Origin of the sequence: Pseudothauera rhizosphaerae (assembly GCF_004801305.1) — a bacterium.
Classification (GTDB): Bacteria; Pseudomonadota; Gammaproteobacteria; order Burkholderiales; family Rhodocyclaceae; genus Pseudothauera; species Pseudothauera rhizosphaerae.
In genome coordinates this window covers 61,081-77,842 of the sequence record NZ_SSOD01000010.1, presented here as the reverse complement: position 1 = coordinate 77,842, position 16,762 = coordinate 61,081, and the positions used below count along the sequence as shown (strand labels likewise).

14 protein-coding genes are annotated in these 16,762 nt (G+C 69.6%); 12 read left to right on the top strand and 2 right to left on the bottom strand.

All coding sequences use genetic code 11. The features are described from left to right. Positions 1-2: 2 nt before the first annotated feature. From glcF to E6O51_RS13460, 6 genes are all read left to right on the top strand, one after another. On the top strand, positions 3-1,247 hold the full coding sequence (gene glcF / locus E6O51_RS13485) for a glycolate oxidase subunit GlcF (protein WP_136385518.1): 1,245 nt from the start codon (positions 3-5) through the stop codon (positions 1,245-1,247). Positions 1,248-1,423: 176 nt separating this feature from the next. Beyond that, on the top strand, positions 1,424-2,209 hold the full coding sequence (locus E6O51_RS13480; protein WP_136385517.1) for a PP2C family protein-serine/threonine phosphatase: 786 nt from the start codon (positions 1,424-1,426) through the stop codon (positions 2,207-2,209). A 214-nt stretch (positions 2,210-2,423) separates the two neighbouring features. Next, positions 2,424-3,548, top strand: a complete 1,125-nt coding sequence (locus E6O51_RS13475) for an NAD(P) transhydrogenase subunit alpha (protein ID WP_136385516.1) — start codon at positions 2,424-2,426, stop codon at positions 3,546-3,548. A gap of 14 nt (positions 3,549-3,562) precedes the next feature. Continuing rightward, entirely contained in the window at positions 3,563-3,862 is a 300-nt protein-coding gene (locus E6O51_RS13470; protein WP_136385515.1) for an NAD(P) transhydrogenase subunit alpha, read from the top strand. A 1-nt stretch (position 3,863) separates the two neighbouring features. Further along, positions 3,864-5,243: an NAD(P)(+) transhydrogenase (Re/Si-specific) subunit beta gene (locus E6O51_RS13465; protein WP_136385514.1), complete on the top strand. Its 1,380-nt coding sequence runs from the start codon at positions 3,864-3,866 to the stop codon at positions 5,241-5,243. A 97-nt stretch (positions 5,244-5,340) separates the two neighbouring features. Further along, positions 5,341-5,670, top strand: coding sequence for a hypothetical protein (locus tag E6O51_RS13460; protein WP_136385513.1), 330 nt, complete (start codon positions 5,341-5,343; stop codon positions 5,668-5,670). Positions 5,671-5,831: 161 nt separating this feature from the next. Here E6O51_RS13460 and E6O51_RS22095 read toward each other — a convergent pair whose 3' ends face one another. Continuing rightward, positions 5,832-8,288: a putative bifunctional diguanylate cyclase/phosphodiesterase gene (locus E6O51_RS22095; RefSeq protein ID WP_230976792.1), complete on the bottom strand. Its 2,457-nt coding sequence runs from the start codon at positions 8,286-8,288 to the stop codon at positions 5,832-5,834. A gap of 101 nt (positions 8,289-8,389) precedes the next feature. Continuing rightward, a complete protein-coding gene (locus tag E6O51_RS13450; RefSeq protein WP_136385511.1) occupies positions 8,390-9,841 on the bottom strand; it encodes a DEAD/DEAH box helicase in 1,452 nt (483 codons plus the stop codon). A 233-nt stretch (positions 9,842-10,074) separates the two neighbouring features. On the opposite strand from E6O51_RS13450, the gene acs reads away from it, so the two are divergent. From acs to E6O51_RS13420, 6 genes are all read left to right on the top strand, one after another. After that, a complete protein-coding gene (gene acs / locus E6O51_RS13445; protein WP_136385510.1) occupies positions 10,075-12,045 on the top strand; it encodes an acetate--CoA ligase in 1,971 nt (656 codons plus the stop codon). Then, the gene (locus tag E6O51_RS22270; protein WP_136385509.1) at positions 12,042-12,554 is read left to right on the top strand and encodes an OsmC family protein; all 513 of its coding nucleotides are present in this window, start codon (positions 12,042-12,044) and stop codon (positions 12,552-12,554) included. Before acs ends, E6O51_RS22270 begins: the two co-directional genes overlap by 4 nt. A gap of 27 nt (positions 12,555-12,581) precedes the next feature. Then, positions 12,582-13,802, top strand: coding sequence for an acyl-CoA dehydrogenase family protein (locus tag E6O51_RS13435; RefSeq protein ID WP_230976791.1), 1,221 nt, complete (start codon positions 12,582-12,584; stop codon positions 13,800-13,802). Next, complete coding sequence (locus E6O51_RS13430) at positions 13,799-14,908, top strand: sigma-54 interaction domain-containing protein (RefSeq protein ID WP_330997916.1); 1,110 nt, start codon at positions 13,799-13,801, stop codon at positions 14,906-14,908. The genes E6O51_RS13435 and E6O51_RS13430 overlap by 4 nt, the downstream gene beginning before the upstream one ends. A gap of 178 nt (positions 14,909-15,086) precedes the next feature. Then, positions 15,087-15,983: an ABC transporter ATP-binding protein gene (locus E6O51_RS13425; RefSeq protein ID WP_136385507.1), complete on the top strand. Its 897-nt coding sequence runs from the start codon at positions 15,087-15,089 to the stop codon at positions 15,981-15,983. Continuing rightward, positions 15,983-16,744 (top strand): ABC transporter permease, encoded by a 762-nt coding sequence (locus E6O51_RS13420; protein WP_136385506.1) that lies wholly within the window; start codon positions 15,983-15,985, stop codon positions 16,742-16,744. The genes E6O51_RS13425 and E6O51_RS13420 overlap by 1 nt, the downstream gene beginning before the upstream one ends. The last annotated feature ends 18 nt before the right edge of the window (positions 16,745-16,762 follow it).

Sequence of the window (16,762 nt, the reverse complement as noted above, 5' to 3'; positions counted from 1 at the left end):
CCATGCAGACCCAGCTTGCCGACTTCATCCGCGACACCCACGAGGGGCGCGAGGCCGACGAGATCCTGCGCAAATGCGTGCACTGCGGTTTCTGCACCGCCACCTGTCCCACCTATCAGTTGCTCGGCGACGAGCTGGACGGCCCGCGCGGGCGCATCTACCTGATCAAGCAGGTGCTGGAAGGCCAGCCGGCCACGGAAAAGACCCGTGTGCACCTGGACCGCTGCCTGACCTGCCGTTCCTGCGAATCCACCTGTCCGTCCGGCGTGCAGTATGGCCGCCTGGTGGACATCGGCCGCCACCTAGTGGAAGCCCGTGCGCCCCGCCGCGGCCTGGAGCGCGCGGCGCGCTGGGTGCTGCGGGAATTCGTGCCGCGCACGGAACTGTTCGGCGCGGCGATGAAGGCCGGCCGCCTGGTGCGCGGCCTGCTGCCCGGGCCGCTGCGCGAGAAAGTGCCGGCCGCGCACCCGGCCGGCCCCTGGCCGCGCGCCCGCCACGCGCGCCGCATGTTCGCGCTGGCGGGCTGCGTGCAGCCGGCGATGGCGCCGGCCATCAACGCCGCCGCGGCGCGGGTGCTGGATACGCTGGGGATTTCCCTGGTCGAGCAGCCCGGCGCCGGCTGCTGCGGCGCGGTGCGCTACCACCTCAACGACCAGGAAGGCGGGCGGGCGGATGCGCGGCGCAACATCGATGCCTGGTGGCCGCGCATCGAGCGCGGCGAGATCGAGGCCATCGTCATGACCGCGTCCGGCTGCGGCCTGCAGGTCAGGGACTACGGCCACATGCTGCAGGGCGATCCGATTTACGCCGACCGGGCACGGCACATCAGCGAGCTGACGGTGGACGTGAGCGCCGTGGTCGCCGCGGAGGCCGGGCGCCTGGCCCAACTGTTCCAGGTGCGCCGGCCGGAGCCCGTGACGGTGGCCTGGCACGCCCCCTGCACGCTGCAGCACGGGCAGCAGGTGCGCGGCGTGGTCGAGGGCCTGCTGGAAGCCGCCGGCTTCCGCCTGGTGCCGGTGCGCGACGCCCACCTGTGCTGCGGTTCGGCCGGCACGTACTCGCTGCTGCAGCCGGAGCTGTCGCAGCAGTTGCGCGCGAACAAGGTTGCCGCCCTGACCGAGCACGGCGCCACGCTGATCGCCTCAGCCAACATCGGCTGCATCTCCCACCTGCAGGGCGGCACCGCGGTGCCGATCCGGCACTGGATCGAACTGATCGACGCGCGCCTCAACGGGTTTGCGCTCTGATACGAAGAACGTAATAGAAGCCGGGCAGGCTGCGCGCGCGTCGGCGCGGGAGGTCGGGCGAGTGTGATATTTGTCACACCCAGGCGCGTTCGGAGCATACGGGCCGCGGTTTCCAGATGCCCAATCTGGGGCGTGATTGCTATGATGAGCCGCCATCTTCCATCGCTCTCCGCTCCATGCCGCTCACCATCGAAACCTGCGTCGCCCGCCATACCGGAGACCGCAAGGAACAGCAGGACCGGGTGGCGCTGTTCGCCCATCCGACCCTGCCGGGCACGATGATGGCGGTGCTGGCCGACGGCATGGGCGGGCACTCCGGCGGCGCGATGGCGGCCGAACAGGTGCTGATCAAGGCCAAGCAGAATTTCGAGGCCTATGCGCCGCGCTCCGAGACGCCCGAGCACCTGCTGGACAGCGTGGTCAATGAGGCGCACGTGGTCATCAAGCTGACCCGTTTCACCAGCGAACAGGACCCGCACAGCACCGCAGTGGTTCTCATGCTCCAGCCCGGCCGTGCCGACTGGGTGCATTGCGGCGATTCGCGCCTCTATCACTTTCGTAGTGGTGAGCTGGTCTCGCGCACGAAGGATCATTCGCTGGTCGGCGAACTGCAGCGCCAAGGTAGGATCGATGAGACGGCCGCCCTGCGCCACCCCCAGCGCAACGTGCTGCTGTCCTGTCTCGGCAGCGAGCGCGAACCCGACATCGAACATGGCCGGCAGATGCCGCTGAAGGCCGGCGACAGCTTCCTGCTGTGTTCGGACGGACTGTGGACCTATTTCTCCGACGAGGAACTGTGCGGTGCGGTGGCCGCGCTGCCGACACGCGAGGCCGCCCAGACGCTGGTCACGCGGGCGCGCGAGCGCGCCGACGGCTATGGCGACAACATCTCCGTGGCGATCATCAAGCTGGTCGAGGCGCCGGTGCGCAGCGCCAGGGCCGCGCACATGAACGCCTGGTGACGCGCACGCAGCGTATGGGTCGTGCCGGGCGTCGCGGGGCACGGCCTGGGGAAACTCCGGCAAGGAAATCGGCATGCGCAGTTGCGCATGACAGGATTATCAGTAATATCTGACGCGCGCCGCACGCGCGCCGCTTCGGCAGGCGCAAGGGGAGACACAAGAAAGGCAGGGACGGCGCATACCTTCACACCCATTCCCTAGGGAGGAGCGTCCTATGCCTCTGATTCTCGGAGTGCCTGCGGAGACCGTTCCCGGCGAGCGACGATTGTCCGTCGTGCCGGACGTGGTCAAGAAGTACCAGGGCCTCGGCGCGCAAGTGCTGATGGAATCCGGCGCCGGCCTGCCGGCGCATTACCGCGACGAAGCCTTTGCCGGCGTCGAGTTCGCCGCCGACGCGCAAGCCTTGTATGCGGCGGCCGACGTGCTGCTCTGTGTGCAGCCGCCCAAGGCCGAATTCCTCACGGCGATGAAACCCGGCAGCGTGCTGCTGGGCATGCTGCAGCCGTGGGGCGATGCCGAACGGGCGAAGCTGCTGCTGGAGAAGCAGATCACCGCCTTCGCGCTGGAACTGCTGCCGCGCATCACCCGTTCGCAGTCCATGGATGCGCTCTCCAGCCAGGCCGCGGTGGCCGGTTACGAATGCGCGCTGATCGCCGCCGACCACAGCCCCAAGTTCTTCCCCATGCTGACCTACGCCGCCGGCACCATCCGCCCGGCCAAGGTGCTGGTGATCGGCGCCGGCGTGGCGGGCCTGCAGGCCATCGCCACCGCGCGGCGCATCGGCGCCATGGTGGAAGCCTACGACGTGCGCCCCGAGACCCGCGAGCAGGTCGAGTCCCTGGGTGCCCGCTTCGTGGATACCGGTGTGTCCGCCGCGGGCAAGGGCGGCTACGCCCGGGAACTGACCGATGAAGAGAAGGCCCAGCAGACCGAACGCCTGGCCAAGGCGGTGGGGCAGTGCGACGCGCTGATCACCACCGCGGCCATCCCCGGCAAGCGCGCACCGAAGATCATCACCGCGGACATGATCGGGCGCATGAAGCCCGGCGCGGTGGTGGTGGACATGGCCGCCGAAACCGGCGGCAACGTGGAGGGCACGGTGCCCGGCGAGAAGGTGTGGATCAACGACGTGCTGGTGATCGGCCCGACCCACATCGCCAGCCGCATGCCGGTGCATGCCTCGGAGATGTACGCCAAGAACCTGTTCAACTTCATCTCGCCCTTCATCAAGGAAGGCGCCCTGGCGCTCGACTGGGAGGACGAGGTGATGGCCGGCTGTTGCCTCACCCACGCGGGGGAGCTGCGCCATGCCGGCGTGAAGCAGGTTCTGGGACTGTAATCGGGGAGGCTCACATGGACGGTATTACCGCACTGTATGTTTTCATGCTGGCCGCGTTCACCGGTTACGAGGTGATTTCGCGCGTGCCGGTGATCCTGCACACGCCGCTGATGAGCGGCTCCAACTTCGTCCACGGCGTCGTGCTGGTGGGCGCCATGGTCGTGCTCGGCCGCGCCGACCCGGACAGTCCACTGCAACTGGCCATCGGCTTCGTCGCGGTCTTCCTCGGCGCGGCCAACGCGGCCGGCGGCTACGTGGTCACCGAACGCATGCTCGCCATGTTCAAGGGCGGCAAGAAGGCGGGAGGGGCCTGACATGATCAGCGGATTCATCCAGGTTTCCTATTTCGCCGTGGCCGTGGTGTTCATCCTCGGCCTCAAGGCCATGAGCTCGCCGGTCACCGCGCGCAAGGGCATCGTCTGGGCCGGCTGGGCCATGGTGGCCGCCACCCTGGTCACGCTGCAGACGCCGGGCATGCAGAACTACGGGCTGATGATCGTCGCCATCGTGCTGGGCGGGGCCCTGGCGTGGTGGTCGGGGCGCGTCGTCAAGATGACCGACATGCCGCAGATGGTCGCCATCTACAACGGCATGGGCGGCGGCGCGGCGGCGGCCATCGCGGCGCTGGAGTTCGCCCGCGGCGAGGTGCACGGCACGGTGGTGGCTACGCTGGCGGTGCTGGGCGCGCTGATCGGCTCGGTGGCCTTCTCCGGTTCCTGCGTGGCCTTCGCCAAGCTGCAGGGCTTGATGAAGAAGCCCATCCGCCTGCCGCAGCAGAACGTGGTCAACATCGCGCTGGCGGCGCTCACCGCGCTGCTGGGCCTCTTGATCATCGCCTCGGATGCGCCCGCGGGGGCGGCCATCGTGCTGTTCTTCGTGCTCGCGCTCGTCCTCGGGGTGATCCTCACCAGCCCCATCGGCGGCGCCGACATGCCGGTGGTGATTTCGCTGCTGAACGCCTTCACCGGGCTGGCGGTGGGCTTCGAAGGCTACGTGCTCGGCAATCCGGCGCTGATCGTGGCCGGCATCGTGGTGGGGGCCTCGGGCACGCTGCTGACGCAGTTGATGGCCAAGGCCATGAACCGGCCCATCTCCAACGTGCTGTTCACTCCGCTCACCGGCGCGGCCGCGGGCGGCGAGGGCGAGGCCATCGAGGGCACGATGAAGGAGTTCTCCGCCCTCGATGCGGCCTCGGTGATGCGCTATGCCGCCAAGGTCATCATCGTGCCCGGCTACGGCATGGCGGTGGCCGGCGCCCAGCACAAGGTGTGGGAGATGGCGCAGTTGCTGGAAGAGGGCGGGGTGGAGGTGGCCTTCGCCATCCACCCGGTGGCCGGGCGCATGCCGGGGCACATGAACGTGCTGCTCGCGGAAGCCGGCGTGCCCTACGACAAGATCTTCGACCTGGAGGAGATCAATGCGGACTTCGCCCAGGCCGACGTGGCCCTGGTGATCGGTGCCAACGACGTGGTGAACCCGGTGGCGCGCACCGACAAGTCCAGCCCCATCTACGGCATGCCCATCCTCAACGTGGACCAGGCGCAGAACGTCATCGTCGTGAAGCGCGGCAAGGGCGCGGGCTACTCCGGCATCGAGAACGCGCTGTTCTACAAGGACAACTGCCGCATGCTGTACGGCAGCGCGCAGCAGGCGATCGCCGAGGTCATCACCCACGTGAAGGCGCTGGAGGCGTGAGCGCGGGGCCGGGGGCGCGCTGCCGCGCTCCCGGCTCAAGTCCCGTCCGCAGCCTGCCGTAGACGGCGATGTACCCGCCGCCTGCCGCATCCCGGACATGAAACCCATCCGCCGCCTTCTCTGCCTGCCCTTCCTGCTCTGCGCCCTGGCCGCGCAGGCGCAGGACGCGGCACCCCAGCCGCCGGGCGATGCCGCCCCGCCTGCGGCAGCCGCGGAGGAAGACAAGGACTGGCGCGATATCAGCGCCTACGACTTCGGCGCCCTGGCCGACACCACGCGGCGCCTGGAACTGGTGGCGCTGGCCATGCAGGTGCGGGATTTCTGCGCCGACCGCCGGGTGCCGGACGAGTTCGTGCGCGAGCGCCTGGCGCGCTTCGCGGCCCTGTCCGGGCGGGCTGAGGATTGCCGGACGCTGGTAGATTATTGACGGTCGCCCGGGTCAGCTCGAACGGTGATGGTGTATTCCTCCCCCTTCAAGGGGGAGGTTAGGAGGGGGATGGGTTTCGGTTCAGCATGGCGAAAAACCCATCCCCACCCCGGCCCTCCCCTTGAAGGGGAGGGAGTACGCGTTCAACCGGGCAAGGTGCCTCAGGGCGCTTTGCCGCCCGCGACATAGGCGGCGAACTCCTCCGCCGTCATCGGCCGGCCGAACAGCGGCCCCTGCTGCAGGTAGCAGTCCAGCGCGCACAGGAAGGCCTGCTGGGCTTCCCCTTCCACGCCGCGGGCGAACACTTCCAGGCCGAGCGCACCGGCCATCGCGGCGATGGCTTCGACCACCGCTTCGGCTTCCTCGCGCACGCCCACGTCCCGCACCAGCACCGGGTCGAGCTTGATCGCCCGCAGGGGGAAGCGCTTCAGGCGCGGGATGGAACTCACGCCGCGGCCGAAGTCGTCCACCGCCAGCCGCACGCCCAGCGCGGCGAGCTTTTCCAGCGCGCTCTGGATGCGGCTGTGCTCTTCCTTGAGCACGATCTCGTCCACGTCCAGTTCCAGGCGTTCGGGCGGCAGGCCAGAGGCCTTCAAGGCGTCCTGCACGCGGTCGGCCAGGTTGCCCTGCATGATCTGCTCGATGGCCACGTTGATGGTCAGCAGCGGCGGATGTCCGCCGCGCGCCGGCCAGGCGGCGGCATGGCGGCAGGCGGCGTGCAGCACCCAGTCGCCCAGTTCGCCGAGCATGCCGCCTTCGCGCGCGGCGGTCAGGAAGCGGCGGAAGGGGATCAGGCCGAGGTCCGGGTGGCGCCAGCGCAGCAGCGCCTCGCCGCCGCGCAGGCTGCCGTCGCGGCCGTCCACGAGGGGCTGGAAATGCACTTCCAGTTGCTCGCGCTCCACCGAATGGCGCAGGTTGAGTTCGAAGGCACTGTGTTCGAGGGTGCCGCCGCCCATCTCGTCGGCGTAGTACTGGTGGTTGTTGCCGCCCAGTTGGCGCGCATGGGTGAGCGCGGCGTTGGCGTTGCGGACGAGGGCGTCGAACTGCGTGCCGTGCTCGGGAAAGATGGCGATGCCGATGCTGGCGCCGAGCTTCACCTGCCGGCCTTCGGCCTCGAACGGTTGCGCCAGGCTGGCCAGCAGCGCTTCGGCGGCGCGGCCGATCTCGCTGGTCAGGTCCACGTCGGGCAGCAGCACGAGGAGGGTGTCGCTGCGTTCGCGCGCCACCGTTGCGCCGCGCGGGGTCGCCATCCGCAGGCGGCGGGCGATCTGCTGCAGGAAGGCGTCGCCGGTGTTGTCGCCGTACTCGCGATTGACCGCCTTGAAGTTGTCCAGGTCGAGGCGCATGAGCCCCACGCTGCGGTGCGAGGCGCGGGCGCGCTCGGCGGCTTCCGTGAAGCGGCATTCGAACAGGCGGCGGTTGGGCAGGCCGGTGAGGATGTCGTGGGTGGCGATGTAGTCGGCGCGCGACTCGGCCTGCCGCTTCGCGGTGAGGTCCGAGAACATGCCGATGTAGTGCAGCACCTTGCCGCGGGCATCGCGCACCGCGGTGATGCTGAGCCACTCCGGGTAGATTTCGCCGTTCTTGCGCCGGTTCCAGATTTCGCCCTGCCACTGGCCGGTCTGCGCCAGGCCGGTCCACAGGGCGTCGACGAAGCTCTTGTCGCGCTGTCCGGCACTGAGCACCGCGGGATTCTTGCCGTGCACCTCGTCCAGCGTGTAGCCGGTGATCGTGGTGAAGGCCTTGTTGACTGCGATGATGCGGTTCTGCGCGTCGCTGACCAGGATGGCCTGGCTGGTGGCGTCGAACACGTCCACCGGCAGCAGCAGGCGCGAGGCGGGCGGCGGGGCGTCTGCGGGCAGTGTCGCCGGCGCGGCGGGCAGGCCGCTGATGGCCGCCACCGGCGGCAGGATCAGCAGGCGCCAGTCGGGTTTGGGGCCGGGCAGCACGCGTGCGCTGAGCGGTGCGCCGCCTTCCGGGTGCAGCGTGGCCAGCGGCGTGGCGCCGTCCTCCGGCCACTCGATCGGGATGCAGTCGGCAATCGGGCGGCCGACCAGCGCGCCGCGCTCCACGCCTAAAGTGCGCAGCGCGGCGGCGTTGGCGGCGGCGACCTGCAACTGGTCGTCCACCACCAGCACCGGTTGTTCCAGCGCAGCGGCCAGGCGCGGCCACAGGGTGTCGCCCGGGGCGGCGTCAGCGGCCGGCTCGGCGTAGCCTTCGGCAGCCAGATCCGGGCTCAGGATCAGGGCATGGATGCCGGGGCGCAGGCGCGCGGCGGCGATGAACTTGAGGTTGCGGTTGCCGGTCGGGGTGGCGACCTGCAGGCAGCCGCGCATCTCGCCCTGGATGAAGAGCCGCGCGCGCGCGTTGAGGAAGGCGCGCTCGGACGGGAAGATGTCGGCCAGCGGCTGGCCGGCGAGCTGGCGGTAGTCGCGTCCGAGCAGCCGGCACGCGGCGCTGTTGACTTCGAGGATGACCTCGTCGCCGGTGATGATCAGGCCCTCGTCGAGCAGTTCGAGCAGGGCCAGGTACAAACCGGTCTCCGCGCCCTCGGAGAAGTCGGGCACGAAGGGCTCGTCGGGGTTGCGGTCGTCCTCGGGGCGAGGGGCCAGGTTCATCGGGATCGGCATTTCCAAGCGTTCGGACCTCTTAACGGCTGAGGTCCACGATACTTGAAGCCATCCCGCCGCCAGACCGGAATAAGCCGGGCAGAAGGCCCCTATTTCCGTCCCAGGCCGCCGAGCAGGAAGGCCACCGGACGCTGCCCGCGGCGCGGCGGTTCGTCCGGCCTGGCGGCGATGCTGGTTGTGGTGTCCACGACCGGTACAGGCGTGGCCGGCTCATAGGGTTTGCTGAAATCGAAGCCGTCCGGTGCGATGGTGGGGCGGGGCGGACGCTTGCCGCCGGCCGCGGGCTGGGTTGCACGCGGGGCGCGCTCGCGTGCGCCCTCGGTCTTCTCGACCCTGTCGGTCCTGTCGGCCGCACTGCGGCGGCCGCGGCCGCCCTTGCCGGCTTCGAAGAATTCCGGCTCCGGTTCGAAGCCCGGCACCACTTCCTGGGGAATCTGCAACTTGATCAGCTTCTCGATCTCGGACAGCCAGTGCTTTTCCTCGGCGCACACCAGCGACACCGCGTTGCCCTTGTGGCCGGCGCGGCCGGTGCGGCCGATGCGGTGCACGTAGTCCTCGGCGGTGTGGGGCAGTTCGAAGTTGATCACGTAGGGCAGTTCGTCGATGTCCAGCCCGCGCGCGGCCACGTCGGTGGCCACCAGCACGCGCAGCTTGCCGGCCTTGAAGGCTTCCAGGGTCTCGGTGCGCTGCTGCTGGCTCTTGTCGCCGTGGATGGAATCGGCGGAGATGCCGTGGCGCTCCAGGAAGTGGGCGAGGCGGCCGCACACCAGCTTGGTGTCCACGAACACCAGCGCCTGGGTGTCGGGCTGGTGGCGCAGCAGGTGGGCGAGCAGGTTGCGCTTCATGCCGGACGAGACCGGGTGCACCACGTGGGTGATGGTCTCGGACACCATGTTGCGGCGGGCCACTTCGACCATCTGCGGGTTCTTCAGCATCTGGTCGGCGAGTTTCTTGATCTCCTCCGAGAAGGTGGCGGAGAACAGCAGGCTCTGGCGGTTGGCCGGCAGCAGAGAAAGGATGCGGCGGATGTCGGGGATGAAGCCCATGTCCAGCATGCGGTCGGCTTCGTCCAGCACCAGCATTTCGACCTGGGTCAGGTTGATGGTCTTCTGCTGCACGTGGTCCAGCAACCGCCCCGGCGTGGCAATGACGATCTCGATGCCGCGGCGCAGTTCCTGGATCTGCGCGTTCATGTCCACCCCACCATAGATGCAGGTGGCGCGCAGGGGCAGGTGCCTGGAATAGGTCTTGACCGATTCGTACACCTGCATCGCCAGCTCGCGGGTGGGGGCGAGGATCAGCGCGCGGGTCTGGTGGCGCGCCGGCGAGGTGCTGGTGTTGGCGTGGCGAGCCAGGCGTTGCAGGAGTGGCAGCGTGAAGCCGGCGGTCTTGCCGGTGCCGGTCTGCGCACCGCCCATGACGTCGTGTCCGGCGATGACGATGGGGATGGCCTGGCGCTGGATGGGGGTGGGTTCGGTGTAGCCGGCGTCGGCTACGGCGTTCAGCAGTTCGGGGATGAGGCCGAGGTCGGCGAAGCTCATGGGCGCCTTTCTGGTTCCGGGGCCCGTCGGGGCCGGACGCGTTGGAAAGGCGGCATTATACACCCGGCGTCATGGCAAGCCGGTGACCGGCGCCGGGACGGGGCATGCGCAGGCCGGCATATATCCTTCGCAGGATTGATTCGTTGGCGCGTCCCGCGGGGCCTCGCACAATGCTGCGCTGTTTTCGGCCGCCCGACCCGACGGGCCCCATCAGGCCGACCCCGCGACGAAAGATGAACGCTCCCGAAATATATCCGGTTCCGCCCGGCTTCGCCGCCAGGGCCCATGTGGACGCGGCCGCCTACGAGCGGCTGTACCGCAGTTCCATCGACGATCCCGACGCCTTCTGGCGCGGGCAGGCCGCCTTCATCGACTGGCTGCAGCCGTTCACGCAGGTGAGCGACACCCGCTTCGACCCGGACGATCTGCGCATCAGGTGGTTCGCCGACGGCACGCTGAACGCCTCGGTCAATTGCGTGGACCGCCACCTGCCGGCCAAGGCCGCGCAGCCGGCCATCCTGTGGGAAGGGGACCGCGCCGGCGAGTCGCGCACGGTGAGCTGGGGCGAACTGGCCGACAGGGTCAATCGCCTCGCCAACGTGCTGAAGGGCCTGGGCGTGGGCAAGGGCGACGTGGTGACCATCTACCTGCCGGTGATCCCGGAGGTCTTCGTCGCCATGATGGCCTGCGTGCGCATCGGCGCCGTCCATTCCGTGGTGTTCTCCGGCTTTTCCTCGGAGTCGCTGGAAAACCGCATCGCGGACGCCGGCGCCAAGGTGCTGATCACCGCCGACGAGGGGCTGCGCGGCGGCCGCGTGGTGCCCCTCAAGCACAACGCCGACCGGGCCGTGGCCACCCAGCCCAGCATCCGCCACGTGGTGGTGGTGCGCCGCACGGGCGCCGAGGTGCCGTTCTCGCCCGGGCGCGACCTGTGGTACGACGAGGCCGTGGCCGCCGCCGAGCCGTGGTGCGAGCCGGTGGAGGTGGGCGCCGAGGACCCGCTCTTCATCCTCTACACCTCGGGCTCCACCGGCAAGCCCAAGGGCCTGGTACACACCACCGGCGGCTATCTGGTGCATGCCGGCACCTCGTGGCGGATCATCTTCGACTGGCACGAGGGCGACGTGTTCTGGTGCACCGCCGACGTGGGCTGGGTCACCGCGCATACCTACAAGATCTACGGCCCGCTGCTCAACGGGGCCACCAGCGTGCTGTTCGAGGGCGTGCCCACCTGGCCGGACTCGTCGCGCTGGTGGTCCATCATCGAGCGCCACCGGGTCAGCATCTTCTACACCGCGCCCACCGCGCTGCGCGCGCTGATGCGCGAAGGCGAAGGGCCGGTGGCCAAACACGATCTGTCCTCGCTGCGCGTGCTGGGCTCGGTGGGCGAACCCATCAACCCGGAAGCCTGGCGCTGGTACCACGCGGTGATCGGCGGCGGGCGCTGCCCCATCGTGGACACCTACTGGCAGACCGAGACCGGCGCCGTGCTGCTGGTGCCCATCCCCGGCGCGATCCCCAACAAGCCCGGCATGGCGGCCAAGCCGTACTTCGGCATCCGCCCGGCCGTGGTCGACGCCCAGGGCCAGGTGCTGGACGGTCCGGGCGAGGGCAACATGTGCTTCGCCGGCTCCTGGCCGGGCCAGGCGCGCACCATCCTGCACGACCACGAGCGCTTCGTGCGCACCTATTTCGCCCCCTATCCCGGCTACTTCTTCACTGGCGACGGAGTCAGGCGCGACGGGGACGGCTACTACCGCATCAGCGGCCGCGTGGACGACGTCATCAACGTCTCGGGCCACCGTCTGGGCACGGTGGAACTGGAAAGCGCGATCTCGTCGCACCCGGCGGTGGCGGAATCGGCCGTAGTGGGCTATCCCCACGAGGTGAAGGGGCACGGCGTGTTCGCCTACGTCACGCTGAAGGAAGGCTTCGCCGAGTCGGACGAACTGCGGCGCGAGATCGTCGCCTGGGTGCGCGAGCGCATCGGCCCCATCGCCAGCCCGGACATCGTCCAGTGGGCGCCGGCCCTGCCCAAGAACCGCGCCGGCAAGATTCTGCGCCGCATCCTGACCAAGGTGGCGGCCAACGACTTCCAGGATTTCGGCGACACCTCCACGGTGGCCGAACCGGGGGTGGTGGACGACATCGTCCATCGCCGGCGGCAGGAACTGGCCGGCAGCAATGCAAGGGAGACTCCATGAACGCCGATGAATTGCGCCAGTTGCAGGCGCCCCTGAAGGACAAGTACAAGACCGAGCCGCAGGCCGCGCTGATCACCCTGAGGGCGGCCGGCGAACTGGATGCCGCCGACGTGGTGTGCCGCGTGGACACCGGGCGCGCGCTGGTGGAGGCCGGCCTGCACCCGGCCACCGGCGGCACGGGCGCCTTCGCCTGCTCCGGCAACATGCTGCTGGACGCCCTGGTGGCCTGCGCCGGCGTGACGCTGAAGGCGGTGGCCACCGCCATCGGCTTCGAACTGGCCGGCGGCAGGGTGTCGGCCGAGGGCGACCTGGATTTCCGCGGCACGCTGGGGGTGGGCAAGGAGGCGCCGGTGGGTTTCCGCGAGATCCGCCTGCGCTTCGAGCTGCAGACGGCCGAAACCCAGGAGCGCATCGACCAGTTGGTGAAGCTCACCGAACGCTACTGCGTGGTCTTCCAGACCCTGTCCACGCCGCCGCGGCTGAGCCTGCAGGTTAACGCCGGCGGCTGAGGCCGGACGCAAGGGGAGGAGCCGCCGTTGAGCATCCGGACGCTGCCGCGAGAACCCGAGCTCCCCGCCGGCGAGGCCGGCGGCACGTCCTTCGATGCCCTGTCCACCGCCCGCGCGCTGGCGCTGCGCTTCGCCGAGAACGCGGTCGAACGCGACCGCCTGGGCGGCACGCCCAAGGCCGAGCGCGACGCCCTGCGCGACAGCGGCCTGCTGCGGATGAGCATCCCGCGCGCCTACGGCGGCCATGGCGCGTCCTGGCGCGAGACGCTGGAGGCGGTGCGCGTGCTGGCGCGGGCGGACAGCTCCATCGCCCACCTGTTCGCCTTCCAGCACCTGATGCTGGCCACCGTGCGCCTGTTCTCCCGCCCCGCCCAGTGGGAACCCTGGTTCGAACACACGGCGCAGCGCAACTGGTTCTGGGGCAACGCCCTCAATCCCCTCGACGAGCGCCTGGTGGCCACGCCCCGGGACGGCTGGCACGAGTTCTCCGGCATCAAGAGCTTCTGCTCCGGCGCCCTCGACTCGGAGATGCTCATCGTCTCCGCGCGCCGCCGCAATACGGCCACCGTCGTAGTCGCCGCGCTGCCCACCCAGAGGAGCGGGGTGAAGACGCTGCAGGACTGGGACAACATCGGCCAGCGCCAGACCGACAGCGGCAGCGTGGCCTTCGAGAAGGTGCGCGTGGAGGACGACGAGATCCTCGCCGACCCGGGGCCGCTGTCCACGCCCTTCGCCTGCCTGCGCTCGCTGATCGGCCAGTTGTGCCTGAACGCCATCTACCTGGGCATCGCCGAAGGGGCCTTCGAGGAGGCGCGGCGCTACACGCTGACCGAGGCGCATCCCTGGTTCCGCGCCGGGGTCGAGCGCGTCGAGCGCGACCCCTACGTGCTGCAGCACTACGGCGAATTCTGGCTCACGCTGGAAAGCGCCCGCGCCCTGTTCGAGCGCGCCGCCGACGGGCTGGACGCCGCCTGGGGCAGGGGCGAGGCCTTGACCCACGAGGAGCGCGGCGACCTGGCCCTGGCCATTGCCGCCTCCAAGACCGTCGCCGGCCGCGGCGGGCTGGACATCTGCACGCGCATGTTCGAGGTGGCCGGGGCGCGCGCCACCCATTCCGCCCTGGCGCTGGACCGCTACTGGCGCAACCTGCGCACCCATTCGCTGCACGATCCCCTCGACTACAAGATCCGCGAACTGGGCGAATGGGCGCTGGCCGGGCACTATCCCGAGCCGAGCTTCTACTCGTGAGCGCCGCCATGCCCGGCTCCGACGCCTCCCGCCCGGCGACCGTCCCCGCGCTGCAGGACGGGCGCCTGTGGACGCTGCCCAACCCGCAGGCGCTGGCGACCTCCATCCGCGCCACGGCGCAGGTCTTCGAGGACCCGCGCTCGATGGAGCTGCTCGCCCGCATCCGCCTGATCGCGCCCAGCGAGGCCAGTGTGCTGGTCATGGGCGAGACCGGCACGGGTAAGGAACTGGTGGCGCGCCACGTCCACGCCTTGAGCCACCGCGCCGGAGGCCCCTTCATCGCCGTCAACTGCGGCGCCTTCCCGGAAACCCTGGTGGAGAGCGAGCTGTTCGGCCACGAGAAGGGGGCCTTCAGCGGCGCCTTCACCGCCAAGGCCGGCTGGTTCGAGGCGGCCAGCGGCGGCACCCTGTTCCTGGACGAGATCGGCGACCTGCCGCTGTCCATCCAGGTGAAGCTGCTGCGCGTGCTGCAGGAGCGCGAAGTGGTGCGCCTGGGCTCGCGGCGCACGGTGCCCATCGACGTGCGGGTCATCGCCGCCACCAACGTGCGCCTGGAAGAAGCTGTGGCGGCCGGGCATTTCCGCGAGGACCTCTATTACCGCCTGCACGTGGTCTCCCTGGACCTGCCGGCCCTGCGCGGGCGCCCCGGCGACATCCTGCCGCTGGCGCGCTACTTCGCCGCCGAATACCGCCAGCGCCTGGGCTACGGCGCCATAGCCCTGAACGCGGAGGCCGAAGCCAAGCTGCTCGCCCATTCCTGGCCGGGCAACATCCGCGAGCTGGAAAACGTCATCCACCACGCCCTGCTGATCTGCCGCGACGGCACGATCCGCCCCGAGGACCTGCACCTGTCCGCGCTGCAGGGCGCGCCGCGCGGTGGCGAGGCCGCCGCCGGCGATCCGCGCGCCCGCCTGGAAGCCGCGCTGGCGGCCTACTTCGAGCAGAACCGCGAAGGACTGTACGAGCACCTGGAAGACGTGATCGTCCGCGCCGCCTTCGAGTACAGCGAACGCAACCAGGTGCAGGCCGCCCGTCTGCTGGGCATCAGCCGCAACGTGATGCGCGCGCGGCTGATCCGCATGGGTGCGATCGCCGCGCTGAAGTAGGGCTGCTGCTCAGGCAGCAGTCGACCAGCAGCGTGCTGCTGCACCAACAGCGAAAGGTGGCCGGACTATGCCGTTCGGCCTATTCGCCGGCACATCGCCCCTGGCACGGCTTCTGCTCTATTGACGGAATCTGTGCGCGAACCCCTATTTCATTTATTTTGATAATCAAATCAAGGATATGAACCATCCCGCCGAAGGCGCAAACGAGTATTCGATTGCCATTTCCGCGCTCAGCAAGCGTTACCGTCCCCATGCCGGCTCGGAACCCCTGCTCGCGCTCGACGGCATCGACCTGAAGGTCGCCAGGGGCGAGTTCCTGTCCATCCTGGGGCCGAGCGGCTGCGGCAAGTCCACGCTGCTGCACGTCATCGCCGGCCTGGCCGAAGCCGAGGGCGACGTCGTCGTGCATGGCCGCAAGGTGGACGGCCCGGGGCTGGACCGCGGCGTGGTGTTCCAGGATTACGCCCTGTTCCCGTGGCGGACCGTGCTGGACAACGTCGCCTTCGGCCTGGAAATCAAGCACGTCGCCGCCGCCGAGCGGGAGGACGTCGCCCGCCGCCACATCGCCGCGGTGGGCCTGCGGGGTTTCGAGGACCGCTATCCGGCCCAGCTCTCGGGCGGCATGAAGCAGCGCGTGGCGATCGCCCGCGCGCTGGCCTACGATCCCGAGGTGCTGCTGATGGACGAACCCTTCGCCGCACTCGACGCGCAGACGCGCGAGATACTGCAGGGCGAACTGCTGCGCATCTGGGAGCGCACCGGCAAGACCATCGTCTTCGTCACCCACAGCCTGGACGAGGCGGTCTTCCTGTCCCAGCGCGTGGCCGTCATCAGCGCCCGGCCGGGGCGCCTGAAGGCGGTGGTGGACATCGACCTGCCGGCGCCGCGCTACGAGCACGACGTGCGCTCCAGCGCGGAATTCGCCGCCGTGCGCCATCGCCTGTGGGAACTGCTCGCCGACGAGGTCAACAAGGCCAGCAGCTACGGCCTGGAGAGCCCGGTGCAGGCGGTGCCGCGGCGCAGTCCCGGCGTGCTGTCCACGCTCGCCGGCGCCTTCTCGCGGAGGGCCGGCTGATGATACGCACGCTGCTGCTGCGCGCTTCGGTCGCCGTGCTGATCCTCGGCGCGTGGGAGATCGCACCCCGCGCCGGGCTGGCCGATCCGACCTTCCTGCCGCCCTTTTCCAGCGTGGTGGACGCCCTGTGGCACTGGGTCACGTCGGGCGAGATCGTCCGCCACGTGTCCATCAGCCTGCAGCGCACCGCGCTGGGCCTGGGCATGTCCATCCTGATCGGCGTGCCGCTGGGCATCCTCATCGGCACCTCGCACCTGTTCGCCGGCGCCTTCGACGGTCCGCTGCAGGCCAGCCGGCAGGTGTCGGCCATCGCGCTGTTCCCGGTGTTCATCCTGTTCTTCGGCATCGGTGAGCTGTCCAAGGTCATGATCATCTTCTGGGCCTCGGTGTGGCCCATCCTGCTCAACGCCACCGCCGGCGTCACCGACGTGGACCCGGTGCTGGTACGCTCGGCCCGCTCCATGGGCGCCAAGGGCCTGGTGCTGTTCCGCAAGGTCACGCTGCCGGCGGCCCTGCCGGCGATCTTCACCGGCATCCGCACCGGCGCGGCCTACGCCTTCATGGTGCTGGTGGCGGCCGAGATGATCGGCGCCAACGCCGGCCTCGGCTTCCTGGTGCTGCACTCGCAGGAGATCTTCCGCATTCCCGAAATGTACGCGGCCATCGTCGCCCTGGCCGTCTTCGGCCTGGTGCTGAACAAGTTCCTGCTCTGGCTGGAGCACAACCTGACCTCGTGGCGTACGGCAGCCGCGGGGCGCTGATCCGACACCCATACCCGC

Coding starts and splice junctions, on each gene's coding strand:
- E6O51_RS13450 (WP_136385511.1), bottom strand. CDS start 9,841: ATGAGCTTCGCCGACCTCGGCCTCATCCCCGAACTGCTGAACGCCGTA.
- E6O51_RS13425 (WP_136385507.1), top strand. CDS start 15,087: ATGAACCATCCCGCCGAAGGCGCAAACGAGTATTCGATTGCCATTTCC.
- E6O51_RS22270 (WP_136385509.1), top strand. CDS start 12,042: ATGAACGCCGATGAATTGCGCCAGTTGCAGGCGCCCCTGAAGGACAAG.
- E6O51_RS13475 (WP_136385516.1), top strand. CDS start 2,424: ATGCCTCTGATTCTCGGAGTGCCTGCGGAGACCGTTCCCGGCGAGCGA.
- E6O51_RS13470 (WP_136385515.1), top strand. CDS start 3,563: ATGGACGGTATTACCGCACTGTATGTTTTCATGCTGGCCGCGTTCACC.
- acs (WP_136385510.1), top strand. CDS start 10,075: ATGAACGCTCCCGAAATATATCCGGTTCCGCCCGGCTTCGCCGCCAGG.
- glcF (WP_136385518.1), top strand. CDS start 3: ATGCAGACCCAGCTTGCCGACTTCATCCGCGACACCCACGAGGGGCGC.
- E6O51_RS13460 (WP_136385513.1), top strand. CDS start 5,341: ATGAAACCCATCCGCCGCCTTCTCTGCCTGCCCTTCCTGCTCTGCGCC.
- E6O51_RS13465 (WP_136385514.1), top strand. CDS start 3,864: ATGATCAGCGGATTCATCCAGGTTTCCTATTTCGCCGTGGCCGTGGTG.
- E6O51_RS13480 (WP_136385517.1), top strand. CDS start 1,424: ATGCCGCTCACCATCGAAACCTGCGTCGCCCGCCATACCGGAGACCGC.
- E6O51_RS22095 (WP_230976792.1), bottom strand. CDS start 8,288: ATGAACCTGGCCCCTCGCCCCGAGGACGACCGCAACCCCGACGAGCCC.
- E6O51_RS13420 (WP_136385506.1), top strand. CDS start 15,983: ATGATACGCACGCTGCTGCTGCGCGCTTCGGTCGCCGTGCTGATCCTC.